Here is an 18793-nt window from a genome sequence, read left to right as displayed (position 1 = left end):
CTTCAGCACAGATATAGCAGCCACCCCGCCGACTGCAAGACATTGTCTCAGGAAGAATTTTAAGGGTTGACAGGCGCTTCGGGAAACGTAAAATGGCGCGCCTCTGATACGGGATTCCGGTTCACCGGCACCGTAAAAGAGATTGGAAGCTCGTAGTTCCGCGATAGCTCAGTCGGTAGAGCAAATGACTGTTAATCATTGGGTCCCTGGTTCGAGTCCAGGTCGCGGAGCCAACTTCTTCCAGATCGGGGTATAGCGCAGCCCGGTAGCGCGCCTGCTTTGGGAGCAGGATGTCGGGAGTTCGAATCCCCCTACCCCGACCACCTTTTGGGTCGTTAGCTCAGTTGGTAGAGCAGTTGGCTTTTAACCAATTGGTCGTAGGTTCGAATCCTACACGACCCACCATTTTCTTCTCCGCACCTCTCGAGCGATGAGACGCCCACACCGGGCAACCCCACCGTTCGCTCGCCACGCCCCTCCTAGAGCACCAGCAGACTGAGCAAGCGACTGATCAGGCCCATGCCGATCACGCTGATCAGTACCACAGCCAGCAGCAACCACGGCCGGAACGGCTTGCGCTCGACGCGATGCTGCGGCGCGCTCAGGTATTCGTCTACGCGGCGCTGGTCTTCGTCGCTCAATCGCTTGGACATGCTGCCGGCCTCGCTCGGGTTCGCCTTCAGTCTAGCTGCGCTTCCTGCAACGGCTCGACGATCAGCGTGTCACCCAGACGAATGATGCCGCTGTGCAGCACCCGCGCGGTGATGCCGCCGTGGCCACGCACGGCCTGAAAGGTTCCAGGCCCGAGGTTCTCCTCCAGACGCGCGCACGGCTGGCACCAGCCGGTGGTCTCGAAAACCGCTTCGCCGATGCGGAAGCGGCGGTTCTTCAGGCTGAACAGGTTGATCCCGCTCACCGCGATGTTGCGTCGAAGCTCGGCCGGCGCGATGTCGCGCCCGATGAGGCTGGCGATCACCGCCAGATGCTCCCACTGGATGAAAGTGACCTGCCGCGCGTTGCGCGGGCCCGGGCGCGCATGGTCGCCGGTCAGGCCGGCATCGCGCCGCGCCTCGACGACGTCCGGCTGCAGAACCTCGCCGCGCGACAGCGGGCGCACGCCGATCCAGCGCACGCGCCCCTGCTGGGGAACCGCGGCGAGCAGGGTGTGCAGCGGGCTGCGTTCACGCATCGTCATGTGCTCCATGGGTCAGGGGCCTCACCAGACGCTCTTGGTGCCGCCATCGTAGGGTTTCGCCAGGCCGGCGCGAATCAGCATCGCGCCCAGGTCGCTGCCGTCGACCCAGACATCGCCGAGCAGGCGGAAATACTTGTCGCGGCGAATGTTGCGCAACTCGACGTAGCGCGCCGCGCGCAGCCTTTGCACGCTGAACTGCTTGGCCCTGAGCGCCAGCGCGCGCACGGCGGGACGCTTGTCGCGCAGCTCTGGGGTATCGATGCCGGCGATGCGCACCGGCACCCGGTGGCCGATCACGGCGGGCCAGTCACGGATGGTCGCGCGAAAGGTATCGCCATCGTAGATGCTGGTGATCTCGTCCAGGCGGACCTTGCCGTAAGGACCTTCCGCGGCGATCGATGAAAGGGTGGAGCACAGGCCGGACAACAGCATGAAGCACAACAACAACGAACGCATGGCGACAACGGGACTGCCAGAAGGAAGGCGACTCTAATCGACTGCGCCGGCAAAAGCAGCGGCCGGTGGTCGCAGTGGCGCGCGCGCCAACGCAGTAAACTGGCGCCCCACGCCCACCCGATGAGCCGTGGCCGGCAGCCCTCCCGACCATCGCGAAAAGTCCTGGAGCCCCCATGAAACCTCGTTCCGCCGTCCCGTCCGATCACCCGGCGCTGCTTTCGCTGTGGCAGCGCACGCCGGGCATACGGATTCGCCCCGAGGACGCGCTGCAACCGTTCACCGATTACCTTGCACGCAACCCCGGCCTGAGTCTGCTGGTCGAAGCGCAAGGGCGACCGGTGGCCTGCCTGATGGCCGGGCACGACGGCCGCCGTGGCTACCTCCAGCACCTGGTGGTGGACGAGGCGTACCGCGGTCGCGGGCTGGCGAAAGCGCTGCTCAATGAGACGCTCGCCCGCCTGGCGCGCCTGGGCATCCACAAGAGCCATGTCTTCGTCCTGCGCGATGCGCCGCAGGCGCTGGCGTTCTGGCAGGCGCAGGAAGGCTGGGAACGGCGCGACGATATCGAGGTTTACTCCATGCAAGGACATCCCCCATGAAAGTCTGGATTCTGCTCTGCGCCGCACTCTTTCCCGCCCTGCTGCAGGCCGCCGAGGAAACGCAGCCTCTGGCGCCCTGGACGCTGCTCGATCAGTACGAGCAGCCCTACACCCTCTCCGACGATCTGCGGGTGCTGCTGGTGGCCCGCGACATGGCCGGCGCCAAGCTGGTCGAAATGGCGTTGGCGGATAAACCCAAGGGCTACCTGGAGCAGCGCCGGGCGGTGTTCCTCGCCGATATCAGCCGCATGCCCTCGCTGGTCGCGAAGCTGTTCGCCGTGCCGGCCATGCGCGACTACCCGTACCGCGTGGTGCTCGACCGCGAGGCGCGCATCGTCCCGCGCTACGAGCCTGCGGCCGATGCCGTGCTCTGGTTGCAGCTCGATGGCCGGCGGGTGCTGAGTCGCCAGTCATTCACCGACGCGGGGCAGTTGAGCGCGGCGCTGCAGCGGCTCACGCCATGATCAGCGCGGCGCTGTTGTCGCCGGAGAGCGCATTGCTGGGATGGGCGATCTACGCGCCGGTCATCGCCTGGGCGATATGGCGGGCGCCGTGGCTGGAACTGTTCAGCGATGCCCGGCGCCAGCATCTGCTGTTCGGCACCGTGCTCGGGCTGTTCCTGCTCTGGCTGGTGCGACGCGATTTCGACTCAGGGCTGTCCTTCCATTTTCTCGGCATGACCGCGGTGACCCTGTTGCTGGACTGGCCGCTGGCGCTGCTCTGCGGTCTGGTCGCCCAGCTCGCGCTGGTCGCGATGGGGCGCCAGGACCTGGCGGCGCTGGGCATGAATGGCGTCCTGCTGGTGGCGCTGCCGGTGCTGGTCACCGAGTTCTGCGCGTTGCGCGTGGAGCGCGCGCAGCCGCGCAACCTGTTCGTCTACATCTTCTTCTCCGGGTTCTTTCCCGCGGCACTGGCCGCGCTGCTGTGCATGCTCGCCGCGCTCGGCGTGCTCTGGGTCGACGGGCTGTTCCCGATGCCGCCCTGGCTGGACGACTTCGCCGGCTACCTGTGGCTGATCATGTTTCCCGAGGCGTTCATCAACGGAACGGCGGTCACCGCGCTGGTGGTGTTCTGCCCCGAATGGCTGGAAACCTTCAACCGCAGCCGATACCTGCAGGCGCCGTGGAAGGACGACGAGCGGCCCCGCTGATGGACCAGGATTCATCCGCCGCATCCCGCGCAGCGGTTTGACCTGCATCAACCGCCGATAGCCGATGGACTCGAAGATGAGCCCTCACTCACTCCAAGAGGCAGAAGACATGGGCGGATATGCATGGGCACGAGAGGCCCTGGAACGCGAACTGGAGCTGGCCCGGACGGCGGGCCTGGATGAGGCGATGGCGCTGCGTACGCTGCTCAGCGCCGTGGTCGAGCGCAGCAAGCGGACGCGCAGCCTCGCCGATCTGGCGCAGGAGCTGACGTTTCTCGCCGACAACCTCGACGAGGAACGCGACTACGCCTTCATGCGGCCTTGATCGCCGCTCCACCGCCCCTGGCACCGCCCGGCGCGATCGATCGGGCGGCGCGCAACGTGTTCGTCTCTACGCCGCTTCGCCCTGCACATCCAGCGCCTGCGGTTCGGGCTGCTTGATCAGCGCATAGATCACCCCGGTGAGCACGCTACCGGCGACGATCGCCAGCAGGTAGAGCAGCGCATGGTTGATCGCGTTGGGGATCAGCAGGACGAACAGCCCGCCGTGCGGCGCCATCAGCTTGCAACCGAACGCCATCGACAGCGCCCCGGTCAGCGCACCGCCGGCGACGCTGGCCGGGATCACCCGCAGCGGGTCCTTGGCGGCGAACGGAATCGCCCCTTCGGAGATGAAGCACATGCCGAGCACGCCAGCGGCCTTGCCGGCCTCGCGCTCGCTCTGGGCGAACTTGCGCCGCGCCAGCAGCGTGGCGATGGCCATGCCGATCGGCGGCACCATGCCGCCGGCCATGGTCGCCGCCATCGGCGCGTAGCTTTGCGACGCCAGCAGCCCGACCGAAAACGCGTAGGCCGCCTTGTTGATCGGGCCGCCGAGGTCGACGCACATCATCCCGCCGAGCAGCAGGCCGAGCAGCACCGCGTTGGAGGTACCCATGGTATCGAGGAACGCCGTCAACCCGGCGAGCATGCCGGCCACAGGCTTGCCGACCACGTAGATCATCGCCAGGCCGGTGAACAGGCTGGCCAGCAGCGGAATGATCAGGATCGGCTTCAGCGCCTCGATGCTGGACGGCAACCTGACCCAGCGGGCGATGGCCCTGGCCGAGTAGCCGGCGAGAAAACCGGCGACGATGCCGCCGATGAAACCCGCACCGAGGGTGCTCGCCAGCAGTCCGCCGATCATCCCCGGCGCCAGGCCCGGACGGTCGGCGATCGAGTAGGCGATGTAACCGGCCAGCAGCGGCACCATCAATTTGAACGCCGCATCGCCACCGATCTGCATCAGCGCCGCGGGCAGCGTGCCTTCCTGCTTGAACGCCTCGATGCCGAAGACGAACGACAGGGCGATCAGCAGGCCGCCGGCGACCACCATCGGCAGCATGTAGGACACGCCGGTGAGCAGGTGCTTGTAGGGCCCGGCCTTGCCCTGTTCGCTGCCGGCAGCGGCGCCGTCGGTGGCCGCGGCGGCCAGCGGCTTGCCTTCGGCGAGGGCGCGCTGGAGGGTCTGCTGCGGCTGCTTGAGGGCGACGCCGGTGCCGCAGCGGTAGACCTTCTTGCCGGCGAAGCGGGCGGTATCGACTTCGATGTCGGTGGCCAGCAGCACCACGTCGGCGGCGGCGATGGCCGCCTCGTCCAGCAGGTTGCGAGCGCCCACCGATCCGCGGGTTTCCACCTGCAGCGCGTAGCCGAGCTGGCCGGCTGCCTGCTGCAGCGCTTCGGCGGCCATGAAGGTGTGGGCGACGCCGGTCGGGCAGGCGGTGACCGCCACCAGGCGCGGTTTCCCGGCACTCACCCCGGCGGCGCTTGCCTGCTCCAGCACCTGGGCGCTGGCGGCGGCGCGCTCGAGGAACTCGCGTGGGTTCTGCAGCGCCTCGGCGGGCGTCGACTGCACCACGCGCTTGCCGACGAAGCGCCCCAGGGCCAGCTCGCCGGTACGCACCACGACGACCAGGTCGGCGCCGGCGATGTCGGCGTCGCTCAGCGGCGAGCCGATGGCGCGCGGATCATGCACTTCGACGCGCGTCGTCCAGCCCAGGCGCTGCGCCGCGGCGTCCAGCAAGCGGGCGCAGAGCACGCTGGTGACCTGCCCGTTCGGGCAGGCGGTGACGATCAGCAGATTCATGGGTACCTCGATTCCTGTTGCGTTGGCGGGCTGAACTGCCCGGCCACTGTCTGCTGCATGCTCATTGCGGAGCCTCCAGCGCTTCGATCGTCACCTCGCGCTCCAGCCGCGCCAGTTGCTCGCGGTCATGGATGCCGAAGCCCAGCTGCGTCACCGCCTGCGCGGCGATCGCCGTGGCCAGGCGCAGGCTGCGTTCGGCCGGCCAGCCGCTGAGATGGCCATGCAGGGTGCCGGCGAGCAGCGAATCGCCGGCGCCGACTGTGCTGACCACCTCGACCTTCGGCGGGCGCGCCTGCAGGGCGATCTCCGGGCCGATCCAGCAGACCCCCTCGGCACCGCGCGACAGCAGCACGTGCTCGATGCCTTGCCCGCGCAGGCGCAGGGCGGCGCGCTGCAGGTCGTCCAGCGAATCCGCCGAACCGCCGCAGGCCTCGGCCAGTTCGGTCTCGTTAGGCTTGATCATCCAGGGCGCGGCGGCCAGCCCGGCGCGCAGCGCGGGGCCGCTGCTGTCCAGCAGCAGCGGCACGCCACGGGCGCCGAGGGTGCGCAGCAATGCGGTGAACCACTCGGGCGTGACGCCCTGCGGCAGGCTGCCGGCCACCACCACGGCGTCGTGGCCGGCAGCGATCAGTTCGAGCTCTTCGAGCAGTTCGGCCTGGTGCGCGGCGTCGACCTGCGGACCCGGCCCGTTGAGGTCGGTGACGCGCCCATCGGCCTCGGCCAGCTTGATGTTGCTGCGCGTTTCGCCCGGCACGCGAACGAAGGCGTCGACGAAGCCGCGCCGCGAGAACAGCGTCTCGAAGGCCGCCGCGTTGGCCGTGCCGAGAAAACCGGCGACGCTGACCTTGTGCCCCAGGTCGGCGAGCACCTGGGCGACGTTGAGGCCCTTGCCGGCGGCGTGGCTGGCGAAGCCCAGGCTGCGGTTCACCGCGCCGGGCTGCAGGCGATCCAGGCGCACGCTGAGATCCAGCGCCGGATTGAGGGTGATCGTCAGTACGCGTGCCATCAGAAGTGCTCCTCCACCAGCGCGCGCACGGCGGCGGCGCTTTCCAGGTTCAGCGCCTGCTGGGCGAAGAGCTGGCTGCGGGCGAAGTCCAGCTCGCGCACCCGCGCCTTGACCAGCGCGATGGAGCGCGCCGAGACACTCAGCTCGTCGACGCCCAGGCCGACCAGCACCGGCACCGCGTGGGTATCGCCGGCCAGCTCGCCACACACGCCGACCCACTTGCCGTGGGCATGCGCCGCCTCGACGGTCATCTGGATCAATCGCAGCACGGCCGGATGCAGCCCGTCGGCCTGCGCCGACAGCGTCGGGTGGCCGCGGTCGATGGCCAGCGCGTACTGGGTCAGGTCGTTGGTGCCGATGCTGAAGAAGTCGACTTCGCGCGCCAGCACCGGGGCCAGCAGCGCCGCCGACGGCACCTCGACCATGATCCCCAGCTGCAGGTCGGCGACCGGGATTTCCTCGCGCAGGCGCAGCGCCATGTCACGCGCCGCGCGCCACTCTTCGACGAAACCGACCATCGGGAACATCACCCGCAGCGGGCGCCCCTCGGCGGAGGCGAACAGCGCGCGCAGCTGGGTTTCCAGCACCTCGGGGCGTTGCAGGCTGAGGCGGATGCCGCGCAGGCCGAGGAACGGGTTTTCCTCCGCCGGCAGCGGCCAGTACGGCAGCGGCTTGTCGCCGCCGACATCGAGTGTGCGCACCACCAGCGGACGACCGTCGAGGGCGTCCAGCGCGCGGCGGTATTCGATCTCCTGGCTGGCCTGATCCGGCGCCGAGGCGTGCTGCATGAACACCAGCTCGGTGCGCAGCAGGCCGACGCCTTCGGCGCCCTGCTCCACCGCGGCGGCGGAATCGGCGGTGTCGCCGAGGTTGGCGGCGACCTCCACGGCGCGGCCGTCCAAGGTCACCGCCGGTTGCAGGCGCTCGGCGTCGGCGCGGGCCTGGCGCTGGAGGCTGGCTTCGCGCTGGCGCCGGGCGATCTCCACGGCCTGCGCATCCGGCGCCACGCGCAGGGTGCCGCGCTCGCCATCCAGCAGCAGCGGCGTGTTCGGCGCCAGCGCGAGCACCGCCTCGCCGGCACCGACCACCGCGGGAATGCCCAGCGCGCGGGCGATGATCGCCGAATGCGCGGTGGCGCCGCCGCGCGCGGTAAGGATGCCGGCGACACGGTCGCGATCCAGGCTGGCGACGTCCGAAGGCGCCACTTCGTCCATCACCAGGATGTAGGGTTGTTCAGGTTCGACCGGCGCCTCGACGCCGAGCAGGTGCCCGAGTACGCGCCGGCCGATGTCGCGCAGGTCCGCCGCGCGCTCCGCCAGCAGGGCGTCGTGCAGGGCTTCCTGGCGCTGGGCGGTGGCTTCGATCTCGCCGATCCAGGCCGCCTCGGCGCTGAGGCCCTCGTCGAGACGCACGCCAACGTCCTCGTGCAGGGCGGGGTCGCGCAGCATAGCCTGGTGGGTGATGAAGATTTCGCGAATGCTGGCCTCGCTGCTGCGCTCCACCAGCGCCTGGATCTGCGCCACCACCTCGTCCAGCGCCTGCGCCAGACGCTGGCGCTCGGCCGCCAGGCCCTGGCCGCGCTGCGGGAAATCCATCTTAAGCGGCACGCGCACCAGCGCCGGGCCGATGGCGATCCCCGGTGCGGCGGCGACCGCCTGGATGCGCGCACCGGCCGCCGGCGCCAGCGGCGGCGACACTTCGGCCGCCAGCGACACCCGCGCCTCGATAATGGGCGGCGGGGCGAAGGGCGTTTCCGGCAGCGGCTCGACCTCTTCGCCCAGCCCGGCACGCACCGCGGCCTCGACGGCGGGCAGCGCGTCGCCTGCGATCGACGGCTCGGCGATGAACTCCAACTCCTGCCCACGGCGCGCGCCGAGGGCCAGCAGGCGACTCAGGCTTTTCGCCGAGACGCCGCGGCCGGGATCGCCGGGCAGGCGCACACGCACGTCGCCATCGAAGGACTGCGCCAGTTCGCTGAGCACCTTCGCCGGACGCGCATGCAGACCATGGGCGTTGGCCAGGACGATACGCCGCGACGGCCAGTCCACCGGCAGCTCGCCGCCAAGGGCTTCGAGCACGCTGCGGCTGGAGGTGGCCTGGCTGAATTCACGCCCGCGCCCCTCGATCAACAGGTCGCACAGGCGCTCGAGGGTCTGCCGCTGCGCCTCGCCACGGCTGGCCAGGCAGAACAGCCCGGCGAGCGGCTGGGCGTCATGCTGCAGCGGAGTTTCCGGAGTGACGAAAGCCAGTCCGGGGCGGCCGACGCCCTCCTCGCCGTGCAGCAGCCAGAGGCCGTCGCCGAGCGGCAGCGGTGGCTCGCGCAGCAATCCGGCGGCGAATCCGGGACCGCCGCAACCGGCCTTCTTCAGCAGGCGAATGCCTTGCCAGGCCAGGTCGTCGGCATCCTCGGCGACGAGTCCCAGGCCGACCAGTTGGCTGTCCAGCGCCAGTTCCTGTGGCGCCCCGCGCAGCAGGGCGACCAGCGCCTCGGCATCCGGCGCATCGCGCAGCGCCTCGCTGAGATCGCCCTCGCCGAGGGCGCGGGTGAGCATCTGCAGCAGTTGCAGGTGTTCGTCGGAGCGCGCGGCAATGGCGATGGCGAGGTAGACGCGCTGGCCATTGCCCCAGTCGACGCCCGAGGGAAACTGCATCAAGCGCACCCCGGTGCTGATCACCTGGTCGCGGGTGTCCGGCGTACCGTGGGGAATCGCGATGCCCTGCCCCAGGTACGTCGAGCCCTGCGCTTCGCGCGCCTGCATGCCCGCCAGATAGCCAGGCATCACCAGGCCATCCGCGACCAGCGTGTCGGCCAGGCTGCGCAGCGCGGCCTGCTTGTCCGGTGCGCGTTGCTGCATCTGGATTTGCGCGGCATTCAATTCGAGCATGTACGGGGTCCTCTACGACGGCCAATGTCAGACCAGCCGCCTGCTGAATCGTTTCATCAAGGGTTGGCACGTTACCCCAGAATGGGGGAAGCTTTGAAGCCCGCCCGGCTTCAGTATTGACCACAAGGACCCCGCCCACCGTGAAACTCAGCGATGTCGCCCGCCTGGCGGAGGTTTCCGTGACCACCGCCAGCTACGTGATCAACGGCCAGGCGGTGCAGCGCAGAATCAGCGCCGCCACCGTGGCGCGGGTACGCGAGGTGGTCGAGCGCTACGGTTATCGTCCCGACCAGCAGGCCGCCGGCCTGCGACGCGGCCAGAGCCGCTGCCTGGGCCTGATCATTCCGGACCTGGAAAACCCCAGCTACGCGCGCACCGCCAAGTTCCTCGAACAGCGCGCGCGGGCGGTCGGCTACCAGCTGCTGATCGCCAGCTCCGACGACGAGCCGGACAGCGAGCGCCAACTGGTCGAACTGTTCCGTTCGCGGCGTTGCGACGCGCTGGTGGTTGCCAGTTGCCTGCCACAGGACGACCCGACCTACGCGCAACTGGTCGACGCCGGCCTGCCGGTAATCGCCCTCGACCGCGCGCTCGACCCACGGCACATTCGCTCGGTGGTCAGCGACGACCAGCAGGCCGGCGCACTGCTCACCCGCAGCCTGCTGGAGCCTTCGCTCGAGCATGTGGTGCTGATCGGCGCGCGTCCCGAGCTGCCGATCAGCCAGGCACGCGAAGCAGGCTTTCGCGAGGGCCTGGACGGCTTCGCCGGCAAGCTGAGCGTATTGCACGGCGCGGAGTTCAGCCGTGCGTGCGGGTGCGAACAGATGCAGGCGCTGCTGCGCGACGGGCCGATGCCGGACGCCCTGATCACCACCGCCTACGTGCTGCTGGAAGGTGTACTGGAGGCGCTGCAGCACGGCTCCCCGGACGTGCCGCCACCGCGCCTGGCGACCTTCGGCGACACCCGATTGCTGGATTTCCTGCCGCTGCGGGTCAATGCGATCTCGCAGCAGCACGAGCGGCTCGCCGAGCGGATTCTTCACTGGGCGCTCCAGGCCATCGAACACGGCGCCTACCAACCGGGCCTGGAAGCGATTCCACGGGTGTTGAAGCAGCGCAGCCTCGGTGAAGGCGCCCGCTGATGCGCCTCATCGACACCCACAATCACCTGGACTTCCCGCCGTTCGACGACGATCGTGCCGCCGTGCTCGAACGCGCCCGCGCCCGCGGCGTCGAGCGCCAGGTGATCATCGGCGTCTACCAAGCGCACTGGCAGCGCCTCTGGGATCTGGTAGGCCGCGAGCCGGGACTGTACGCGACCCTGGGCCTGCACCCCGCCTTCCTGCATAGGCATCGCCCGGCGCACCTCGCCGAACTGCGCGAGTGGCTGCAGCGTCTGGCCGGCGACGACCGGCTCTGCGCGATCGGCGAAGTGGGGCTGGATTACTACATCGAAAACCCGGACAAGCCGCGCCAGCAGGAACTCTTCGAGGCGCAGCTGGAGCTGGCCAACGAGTTCGAGCGGCCGGTGCTGCTGCACGTGCGCCGCGCCCACGCCGCGGTGGTGGCCACGCTCAAGCGCCTCCGGCCGGCACGCGGCGGCATCGCCCACGCCTTCAGCGGCAGTTACGAGGAAGCCCGCGAGTACATCAGGCTGGGATTCAGGCTCGGCCTGGGCGGCGCCGGCACCTGGCCGCAGGCGCTGCGCATGCACAAGGTGCTGCGCCAGTTACCGCTGGACAGCATCGTGCTGGAAACCGACGCCCCGGACATCACGCCGCACGCCCACGCCGGCGAGCGCAACAGCCCGGAGTTCCTCCCGGACATCTGCGTGGCGCTGGCGGAAATCAGAGGCGTCAGCCCCGAGGAACTGGCCGCGGCGAGCTATCGCAACAGCTGCGAACTGTTCGGCTGGGAGCCCTGAAGGCAGGCCTGTGCCGGGCCTGCCACGCTCGCCCGCTAGACTCTGAAGGCGCCGATCAGCTGCTTGAGATCGCCGACCAGCTCGGACAATTCGCGGCTGGCCCGCTCGGTCTGGCTCGCGCCTTCGGCGGTGCGCTCGCCGGCCTGGTTGATCTGCACGATGTTCTGATCGATATCGTGGGCCACGGCGGTCTGTTGCTCCGCCGCCGCAGCGATCTGCTGGTTCTGATCGACGATCATGCCCACCGCGCCGAGGATGTTCTCCAGCGCGCGCTGCACGCGACCGGACTCGTCCACGGTGCCGTCGGCCATGCGGTGACTGGCGCTCATCGCCTTCACCGCCGCGCCGACACCGCCCTGCAGCCGGGCGATCATCTGCTCGATCTCCTCGGTGGACTGCTGGGTGCGCTTGGCGAGGTTGCGCACCTCGTCGGCGACCACCGCGAAGCCGCGCCCCTGCTCGCCCGCCCGCGCCGCCTCGATGGCGGCATTCAGCGCCAGCAGGTTGGTCTGCTCGGCGATGCCCTTGATCACATCCAGCACGCGGCTGATCGACTGGCTGTCGCTGGCCAGTTGGTTGATCACCAGCACCGACTGATCGATCTCGCCGGCGAGGCGCTGGATGCTGCCGACCTGGGATTCGACCAGTTCGCGCCCGCTGACGGTTTCCTCGTTGACGCTGTGGGCGCTGTCCACCGCCGCGGCGGCGCTGCGCGCGACCTCCTGGGCGGTGGCCGACATCTGGTTCATCGCCGTGGCGACCTGCTCGATCTGGCTGCGCTGCCCCGCCACCGCCTGGTTGCTTTCGCCGGACACCACTTCCACGCGATCGGCCTGGCGCTCGACTTCCACGACGGTCAGCCCGACCCGCTGGATCAGGTCGTGAATCTTCACCACGGTACCGTTGAACACCTGGCCCAGCTCGCCCAGCTCGTCGGAGGTCTGCGCCTTGAAACTGGCGGTCATGTCGCCGGAGGCCACCTTGTCCATCACCCGGCCGAGGCTCTTGAGCGTGCTGCGCGTGGACACGTAGAAGCCGCCGTAGAGGTAGCCGATCAGCAGGAACACCGCGATCAGCGCCACCACCAGCAGCACCATCTGCCGGCGATGCTCGGCCAGGCGCTGCTGCAGTTCGCTCTCGAGAAAGCCCAGCGCGGCATCGCTCAACTGGTACGACTTGGCCATCTGCGCGCTGAGGTCTTCGTAGTATTCCGGCCACGGCGTATCGAGGGTATCGGCCACGGTGATCTTGTCTTCGATCAGCGTGCTGGACTCCTTCAGGCTGCCACGACTCGCCTGCGCCAGGCCCTGAAGGGCCGCGCGCGCGCCGGTACTGGTGGACAGCGCGTTTTCCAGCGCCACGGCGTATTCGCCGTCGAGTTTTTCCAGGACCGCGATCAGGTCGTCCATGCGGTTGCTGGCCGCCGAATTGAGGAAGCCCAGACCGAGGGAATAACTGCCGGTGGCGCGGGCCGCGCCCAAGGTATCGGTGACTTTCAGCGTGGAGGTGGTGACCAGTTCGGTGAGTTGGCGCACCGAGCGGTCCGGGTCCTGGCTCAGCCCCGCATCGGAGGCGACGAAGGCGATGAAGGCCTGCACGCGCCCGAGCTGCTGGTCGACCAGCGCCGACTTGTTCTGCAACGAGGTTTCCGCCTGGGCGGACTTCAAGCCGGCCAGCAGCTCATCGCGTTTGGCGTTGAAGTCCTCGACCTGCTGGGTGGTTCCACCCGCCGACTGCAGCGCGCCGATGGTTTCCACCAAGGTGTCCTGCAGCTGACTGATGCGCCGCTCGACATCGCCCGCGTTGCCGGACTGGCCGATCAGCGAATTGATTTCGACGAGGTTGCTCAGCGACTCGGTGTCGCGCTGGATGTTGAGGGTCCTGCCCAGCAGGTCGAGGCTGTCCAGCTCTATGCGGGTACCGATGAACTGATCGTAGGAGTCGCGCACCAGATAGAAGTTCGTGACGAGCATCGGCAGGAAGAACATCACGCTGATCAGGCTGAACTTCATCGCGAAACTCAGCCGGCTCATCAGGGCGATCGCCGGGTACAGAATGGTCTTCAATCGAATTCTCCCGATTATTTTTATGGTCGGCGGAGAAACAGCAGTTTTCGCTGAATGGGCGCTGCAGCTACCCAGGCACTTTCAGGGGCGCAGCCGGCAGCCGCGGAGCCTGTATACCTGATATCGGCGTTGCGATTTGTAACTTAAGGTTAAGCGTTTTGCCATCATTCACCAGACGCAGGTTGCACCTCGTAACTCAGGCTCACAGGAGCAGCGCGCGGATCGCCAGGGCGGCGTACCAAAGCACGGCCGAACGCACCAGCAGTTGCCAGAGAAGGTCGAGGCTGGCGACGCCCGGGTCGCCGACCAACGGCTCGCCGAGATCGCCGGCCGCCCGCCCCGCCCGCTCCAGCAACTGCTCGGCAGGAAGGTTCCAGTTGAGCAGCTCGTGCAGCAGTTCACGGCTGACGGCAATGAAGTTTCCGACCAGCGCGAAACTGGCCACCAGCACCCGCGCGGGGACGAAATCGAGGCCGTGGCGCAGCTGCACGGCACGCTCGCGCAGCGCCGGGCCTTGCGCCTGCTCGGCGAGCAGTGCCACCAGCCGGTAACCCAGCGCCGCCACCGGCCCCAGCAGCGCGTACCAGAAGATCACGGCGAAGAAACCCTGATAGCCCTGCCACAACAGGTAGCGCTGCACGCGCCGCAGCAGCGAACCCGGCTCGCAGGCCTCGATGCCCATGTCGCGCTCGGCCACCAGCTCTGCCGCCACGGCGTCGCCACGGCGCCAAGCATCGCGGAACGGGCCGCAGGACTTCTGCACGTCGCCGCGCCCCAGGCTATAGATCAGCACCAGCAGATGCACCGGCAGAGCCAGCCATCCATAGGCGAGCGGTTGCAGGATCAGCAGCACCAGCGCCAGAACCAGCAGCGGCGGCAGGACCAGCAGGATCAGCCGCAGCCACGGCGCGCCCGCGTCGGTGCCGGAGTCGATCCGCGCCAGCAGCGTGAACCAGAGGCCATCGCGTTGGATGCGGTGGCGCACGCCGGACAGCTTTTCCACCAGCAGCGCGAGCAGCAGTACCAGAAAGCTCATTGCGTTGACTCCTCTGTCAGTGCCGCGCGCAGCCGCGGCCAGTCGAAGGCGCCGCCAGGGTCGGTCTTGCGGCCGGGCGCGATGTCGCTGTGGCCGACGATGCGCTCCGGGCGGATGGCCGGATAGGCCCGTCGCAGCTCACCGATCAGTGTCGCCAGCGTGGCGTACTGAGCGTCGCTGTAGGCCAGGTCGTCGGTGCCTTCGAGTTCGATGCCGAGGGAGAAATCATTGCAGTTCTCGCGCCCCTCGAAGAGCGACACTCCGGCATGCCAGGCCCGGTCGCGGCAGGAGACGAACTGGAACACCGCGCCATCGCGTTCGATGAGGAAGTGCGCGGAAACCGTCAGGGAGCGGATATCGGCGAAATAGGGATGCTCGTCCGCGACCAGTTGATTGGCGAAGAACTGCTGCACCTTGCCGGTTCCGAACTGGCCCGGCGGCAGGCTGATGTTGTGAATGACCAGCAGGGATATTTCGCCGGACGGGCGGGCGTTGAAGTTGGGCGAAGGGCAATGCCGGACGCCTTCGAACCAGCCGCTGTGCGGATCCAGGTGCATGGGGTACTCCTCGACGAGTCGCCACTCTAGAGCAGGCTCCGGACCCGCGCAAAGCCTGGCGCGTGGAAGCGCCCCGCGCATGGCCAAAGGCCAGAAACGCAAAAGCCCGGAAGAATCGCACCGCTCGGAGAGTCCCTCCCTGGGTGCCCTTCATCCGGGCCTTGATTCAAGCGCGAGAAAACTAGGCGCCCTTGAGCCGCCGCAGGTTGCCGATCACCGACTCCAGCGCCCGGTCGAACAGCAGGGCGTCGTCCAGCAGACGTACCGCGCCACGACGGAACTCGACGGCCAGGCCCATCCGCGTCTTCTCCAGCACCTTCATGCCGGTACGGTTGACGAAGATGTACTTGCCGGTCGGCTTGATGATCGCGGCCAGCTTGCAACGCAGCTTGTGGTCGGAGTCTTCCTGGATTTCCACCCAGCTGCCCACCCGCAGATTGTCCACCTGCATAAAGGCTTCGTCGTGGTCGGGCAGGATCATCTCCGGCTCCGGCGCACGGGTTTCGCCCGGCGCCAGCAGCACGATCTCTTCGACCACTTCGACCATCTGCGGCAGTTCGGCGAGGATCAGGTCCTCCTCCGCGTTATCCTGGGCCGCCGCATCGAGGTCGAGAATGTTGTGCTCGCCCGCCTCTGCCAGCGCGCTTTCCCCCTCGCCTTCACCTTCCGGCTCCGGCCGCTTGAAGCGCTGGAACGCCTGGACATGCAGAGCTTCCAACTGGCTGAAAAACTCGCCGGTGGAGAACGGATCGAACGCGGCGCTGGTCAGCCCGTCCCGCAGCGACTTGAGCAGTCCCGGAACCAGCTCGAGCAGGCGCAGGCGGTCTTCGGGTTCCTCGTGGGACTCCACGCTCCAGACCAGGTCATCCATGGTCGACAGCACGGCCTTCCACTCTTCGGACTCGCCGCCGCTCTTCAGGTAGGTGAGCAGCATGACCTTGCTCCACGCCTCCTGCAGCAAGCGCACCACGACTTCCGGCAGGGTCCTGCCAAGCAGCCGGTCGTTCAGCGCGCGCTCGACCTGATGACGCGCCAGCTCGGCACGCACACGCCCTTCCTCGGCATCGCGAGTGCGCTGCTCGAGCAGGTCGCTGCGGCGGCGCTCGTCACCGGTAAAGGCGATGAACTCGGAAAGCAGCTCGGAAAAGATCACCGGATCATCGGTGAAGTCGTTCAGCAGGCGCTGCACGATGTTCTCGATCTTCTGGTACAGGCTGTCGCGCTGGGCATCATCCTGATCGCCCCAGCCGAGCGACGCCGAAGCGATCTCGTTGAGCAGCCGGCGCGCCGGGTGGCTGCCGCGGCTGAAGAAGGTCTTGTCCAGCACGGCGACCTTGAGCATCGGAATCTGCAGGCGCGCGATCAGCGCCTTCAGCGAATCGGGAAGGGTGCGGTCGTCGAGGATGAATTCGAAGAGCATCGAAACCAGGTTGATGACGTCCTCGTCCACCTCGCCCACCACCCGCGCCCGGCCACTCTTGGCACTGGCGCGGCTGAGCAGTTGCTCGAGCTGTTGGCGCAGGTCGAACTCATCGGTCACCTGCTGCGCCGGCTGTTGGTGCTGCAGGTGCGAAAGCAGGCGTGTCAGGTCATGACTGGAAATCGGCATCGCGTCCGCGGGCACTTCGCGGTGGTAGCTGATGCTGCCGCGAGTCTGCGAGAGCAGTTCCTGGAGCACGCCGAACGCCTCCTGAACATCGCCGGAGAACCCTTCGCCGCTGGTGAACGGGCGCGCATCGCCGTCGGCCAGATAGCCACGACTGGACGAACCACGGGTTTGCTGGCGGCGTTGCTGCGAGGCGTTCTTCAGATCCGGCAACACGCCAGCGGCCACCAGCGAATCGTTGGCCTCGACATAGAGCTCATCGAGACTGCTCAGCACGTACTTCTCGAACAGCTTGAGGACGATCAGCTTGACGCGGATTTCCACGCCGAGGCTGCGGCAGGCGTCGAGGAAGAACTCGCACAGCGCCGCGGGCCCCAGCGGATTGGTCTTGTCCTCGAGCTTCTTGCTGACCTGGGTATTCAGACGCGTCGTGAGGTGCCCGAGCGGCCGACTGGCGCGGCTGATGACCTTGGCCACCATCGTGTCGATCGCCACGGACTCTTCCAGTTCATCGTTCTGCACGAGCGTGAGGCTGTCGAAAGATACCGAATCGAGCTGCGGCGCCTTGCCGATTTCATACTGATTGAGATTGGCAAAGGCCGCGAAGAGCTTCTCCAGGAAGCCCCGCTCGATGCTCTTTCGCTTCAGACGAAGGTCACGCATGGCCTCGAAGAAGGAATTCTGTTCGGCATTGCTGGTAGCCCGATCGGCCATTTCGAACAGCGTGTCGTCGGCGTTATCGAACAATGCCTGCAGCGCGACCTTCAACTGCTGCGCAGACTTGTCGCGGACCTTGGCGAGCGCGAACGGCAGCCGCCCTGCAGACTGGGAGGCCTCAGGTAGGGTCTTGCCGAGTTGTACTACCTTCGCGTCGTTCTTCATTACGTCTCTCCTGCGGACAAGGCACCGGTAAGTGCGCATTTGCCCGGCGTGGAACTGGCGTCATCCGTAACGTCAATCTCATGGCGTCAATGTAACAACAGCTTATCGACACCAGGTGACGCAACCAAGCACCGTCTTCTCAGATACGGACCTCTGTCACAGATGTAAGCTGTTTACAGCTGGACGGCAATCTTTATACGACCATTGAAATACAAAAAAATGCCGTAAGGTCATGCACATAGTCCGCATCGCTCCGCGCCCCTATAATCCGGCCATTCCCGCACCGGAGCCACCCATGCCGAACCTCGTCCTCGCCGATCTCACCGCCGAAATCGAAGCCAACGCGCGACGCGCACTGAGTGAAGACATCGGCAATGGCGACATCACTGCACAGTTGATCCCTGCCGAACGTATGGCGCATGCGACCATCATCACCCGCGACGACGCCGTCATCGCCGGCAGCGCCTGGGTCGATGCGGTCTTCCGCCTGGTCGATCCGCGCGTCGCAGTACACTGGCAGGTCAGCGACGGGGAACGCGTCCAGCCCAACCAGGCGCTCTTCCATCTCGAAGGTCCCGCCCGCGCCCTGCTCAGCGGCGAACGCAGTGCGCTGAACTTCCTCCAGGCTCTTTCCGCCGTAGCGACCCGCAGCCGCACCTATGCCGACATGGTCGCGGGCACCCAGGTCAAGTTGCTGGATACCCGCAAGACGCTTCCGGGCCTACGCCTGGCGCAGAAGTACGCCGTCACCTGCGGCGGCTGCCATAACCACCGTATCGGCCTTTACGATGCGTTCTTGATCAAGGAAAACCACATCGCCGCCTGCGGAGGAATCGCCGCCGCCATTTCCGCCGCGCACAAGATCGCCCCGGGCAAACCGGTGGAAATAGAAGTGGAAAACCTGGAAGAACTGAAGGAAGCGCTCGATGCCGGTGCCGACATCGTCATGCTCGACGAACTCAGCCTGGACGACATGCGCACCGCGGTACGCCTCACCGATGGCAAAGCCAAGCTCGAAGCTTCGGGCGGTATCAACGACACCACATTGCGCGCCATCGCCGAAACCGGCGTCGACTACATCTCCCTCGGCACGCTGACCAAGGACATCAAAGCCGTCGACCTGTCGATGCGCCTGAGCCTGTAATCCAAACCACAGAAACGACAAAGCCCCGCTATTCGGGGCTTTGCAGAGTGACTGGTGCCGGAGACAGGAATCGAACCTGCGACCTTCGCGTTACGAGTGCGCTGCTCTACCTACTGAGCTACACCGGCAGCGGGCGGGAAATTAGCATCGAAGGAAAAGGTT

General features: G+C 67.3%; 17 protein-coding genes, 4 tRNA genes and 1 pseudogene. 10 read left to right on the top strand and 12 right to left on the bottom strand.

The features are described 5' to 3' along the window. Window positions 1–157 precede the first annotated feature (157 nt). The 3 genes from BLV15_RS07990 (at window position 158) to BLV15_RS07980 (ending at window position 405) form a co-directional block, all read left to right on the top strand. Window positions 158–233: transfer RNA gene (locus BLV15_RS07990), tRNA-Asn, on the top strand. A 13-nt stretch (window positions 234–246) separates the two neighbouring features. Next, window positions 247–323, top strand: a tRNA-Pro gene (locus tag BLV15_RS07985). A gap of 6 nt (window positions 324–329) precedes the next feature. Further along, window positions 330–405, top strand: a tRNA-Lys gene (locus tag BLV15_RS07980). A 74-nt stretch (window positions 406–479) separates the two neighbouring features. On the opposite strand, the gene BLV15_RS07975 is transcribed toward BLV15_RS07980, so the two are convergent. From BLV15_RS07975 to BLV15_RS07965, 3 genes are read right to left on the bottom strand one after another with little or no spacing between them, the layout of a single operon-like run. Then, window positions 480–653, bottom strand: a complete 174-nt coding sequence (locus BLV15_RS07975) for a DUF3094 family protein (protein WP_090226340.1) — start codon at window positions 651–653, stop codon at window positions 480–482. 26 nt (window positions 654–679) lie between these two features. Further along, entirely contained in the window at window positions 680–1189 is a 510-nt protein-coding gene (locus BLV15_RS07970; protein ID WP_090227415.1) for an MOSC domain-containing protein, read from the bottom strand. Window positions 1190–1216: 27 nt separating this feature from the next. Further along, on the bottom strand, window positions 1217–1651 hold the full coding sequence (locus BLV15_RS07965) for a thermonuclease family protein (RefSeq protein WP_090226338.1): 435 nt from the start codon (window positions 1649–1651) through the stop codon (window positions 1217–1219). Window positions 1652–1824: 173 nt separating this feature from the next. On the opposite strand from BLV15_RS07965, the gene BLV15_RS07960 reads away from it, so the two are divergent. The 4 genes from BLV15_RS07960 (at window position 1825) to BLV15_RS07945 (ending at window position 3725) form a co-directional block, all read left to right on the top strand. Next, the gene (locus BLV15_RS07960) at window positions 1825–2250 is read left to right on the top strand and encodes a GNAT family N-acetyltransferase (protein WP_090226335.1); all 426 of its coding nucleotides are present in this window, start codon (window positions 1825–1827) and stop codon (window positions 2248–2250) included. Then, entirely contained in the window at window positions 2247–2714 is a 468-nt protein-coding gene (locus BLV15_RS07955) for an FAD/FMN-containing dehydrogenase (protein WP_090226333.1), read from the top strand. Before BLV15_RS07960 ends, BLV15_RS07955 begins: the two co-directional genes overlap by 4 nt. Beyond that, a complete protein-coding gene (locus BLV15_RS07950) occupies window positions 2711–3400 on the top strand; it encodes an energy-coupling factor ABC transporter permease (RefSeq protein WP_090226330.1) in 690 nt (229 codons plus the stop codon). Before BLV15_RS07955 ends, BLV15_RS07950 begins: the two co-directional genes overlap by 4 nt. Before the next feature lie 109 nt (window positions 3401–3509). Beyond that, a complete protein-coding gene (locus BLV15_RS07945; RefSeq protein ID WP_090226327.1) occupies window positions 3510–3725 on the top strand; it encodes a hypothetical protein in 216 nt (71 codons plus the stop codon). A gap of 66 nt (window positions 3726–3791) precedes the next feature. On the opposite strand, the gene BLV15_RS07940 is transcribed toward BLV15_RS07945, so the two are convergent. The 3 genes from BLV15_RS07940 to ptsP all read right to left on the bottom strand — a co-directional run bounded on the left by BLV15_RS07940 (window position 3792) and on the right by ptsP (window position 9416). Then, window positions 3792–5525, bottom strand: coding sequence for a fructose-specific PTS transporter subunit EIIC (locus BLV15_RS07940; protein ID WP_090226325.1), 1734 nt, complete (start codon window positions 5523–5525; stop codon window positions 3792–3794). Window positions 5526–5586: 61 nt separating this feature from the next. Then, window positions 5587–6531 (bottom strand): 1-phosphofructokinase, encoded by a 945-nt coding sequence (gene pfkB, locus BLV15_RS07935; RefSeq protein WP_090226323.1) that lies wholly within the window; start codon window positions 6529–6531, stop codon window positions 5587–5589. Next, a complete protein-coding gene (gene ptsP / locus BLV15_RS07930; protein WP_090226320.1) occupies window positions 6531–9416 on the bottom strand; it encodes a phosphoenolpyruvate--protein phosphotransferase in 2886 nt (961 codons plus the stop codon). Before ptsP ends, pfkB begins: the two co-directional genes overlap by 1 nt. Before the next feature lie 140 nt (window positions 9417–9556). On the opposite strand from ptsP, the gene cra reads away from it, so the two are divergent. Continuing rightward, entirely contained in the window at window positions 9557–10558 is a 1002-nt protein-coding gene (gene cra / locus BLV15_RS07925) for a catabolite repressor/activator (RefSeq protein WP_090226318.1), read from the top strand. Beyond that, window positions 10558–11340: a TatD family hydrolase gene (locus BLV15_RS07920; RefSeq protein WP_090226315.1), complete on the top strand. Its 783-nt coding sequence runs from the start codon at window positions 10558–10560 to the stop codon at window positions 11338–11340. The genes cra and BLV15_RS07920 overlap by 1 nt, the downstream gene beginning before the upstream one ends. 35 nt (window positions 11341–11375) lie before the next feature. Here the strand turns inward: BLV15_RS07920 and BLV15_RS22485 are convergent, their stop codons facing one another. The 5 genes and pseudogenes from BLV15_RS22485 to BLV15_RS07900 form a co-directional block, all read right to left on the bottom strand. Then, window positions 11376–12080, bottom strand: coding sequence for a methyl-accepting chemotaxis protein (locus tag BLV15_RS22485; protein WP_407072445.1), 705 nt, complete (start codon window positions 12078–12080; stop codon window positions 11376–11378). Between the two features lie 153 nt (window positions 12081–12233). Beyond that, window positions 12234–12437: pseudogene (locus tag BLV15_RS22480) on the bottom strand (HAMP domain-containing protein); the annotation flags it as partial. A gap of 1171 nt (window positions 12438–13608) precedes the next feature. Further along, window positions 13609–14442 (bottom strand): regulatory signaling modulator protein AmpE, encoded by an 834-nt coding sequence (ampE, locus tag BLV15_RS07910; protein WP_090226311.1) that lies wholly within the window; start codon window positions 14440–14442, stop codon window positions 13609–13611. Then, window positions 14439–14999, bottom strand: coding sequence for a 1,6-anhydro-N-acetylmuramyl-L-alanine amidase AmpD (gene ampD / locus BLV15_RS07905; protein ID WP_090226307.1), 561 nt, complete (start codon window positions 14997–14999; stop codon window positions 14439–14441). The genes ampE and ampD overlap by 4 nt, the downstream gene beginning before the upstream one ends. 181 nt (window positions 15000–15180) lie before the next feature. After that, entirely contained in the window at window positions 15181–17487 is a 2307-nt protein-coding gene (locus BLV15_RS07900) for a DUF1631 domain-containing protein (RefSeq protein ID WP_090226305.1), read from the bottom strand. Window positions 17488–17782: 295 nt separating this feature from the next. On the opposite strand from BLV15_RS07900, the gene nadC reads away from it, so the two are divergent. Further along, a complete protein-coding gene (nadC, locus tag BLV15_RS07895; protein ID WP_090226302.1) occupies window positions 17783–18631 on the top strand; it encodes a carboxylating nicotinate-nucleotide diphosphorylase in 849 nt (282 codons plus the stop codon). 52 nt (window positions 18632–18683) lie between these two features. On the opposite strand, the gene BLV15_RS07890 is transcribed toward nadC, so the two are convergent. Beyond that, window positions 18684–18759 (bottom strand) — tRNA-Thr (locus tag BLV15_RS07890). Window positions 18760–18793 lie beyond the last annotated feature (34 nt).

It is taken from the genome of Pseudomonas kuykendallii, assembly GCF_900106975.1.
Lineage (GTDB): Bacteria > Pseudomonadota > Gammaproteobacteria > Pseudomonadales > Pseudomonadaceae > Pseudomonas_O > Pseudomonas_O kuykendallii.
The sequence above is the reverse complement of the archived record's forward strand: the minus strand, read 5'-3'. Positions and strand labels throughout refer to the sequence as shown.